General features: G+C 61.4%; 1 protein-coding gene. It reads left to right on the top strand.

What is annotated here, in order from left to right:
• On the top strand, window positions 1-272 hold a 272-nt coding region (locus ACFSR3_RS09455), incomplete at both ends, for a hypothetical protein (protein ID WP_379820756.1).

Below are 272 nucleotides of genomic sequence, written 5' to 3'. Positions count from 1 at the left end.
CTCAAGGCGCAACAGGAGCTCAGGGTGCAACAGGAGCTCAGGGTGCAACAGGTGCTCAGGGTGCAACAGGTGCTCAGGGTGCAACAGGTGCTCAGGGTGCTACAGGAGCTCAGGGTGCAACAGGTGCCCAAGGCGCAACAGGTGCTCAGGGTGCTACTGGAGCTCAGGGTGCTACAGGTGCTCAGGGTGCTACTGGAGCTCAAGGCGCAACAGGTGCTCAGGGTGCTACTGGAGCCCAAGGCGCAACAGGTGCTCAAGGTGCAACAGGAGCT

This window comes from Flavobacterium suzhouense (assembly GCF_042684765.1).
GTDB classification, from domain to species: domain Bacteria; phylum Bacteroidota; class Bacteroidia; order Flavobacteriales; family Flavobacteriaceae; genus Flavobacterium; species Flavobacterium suzhouense.
The sequence above is the reverse complement of the archived record's forward strand: the minus strand, read 5'-3'. Positions and strand labels throughout refer to the sequence as shown.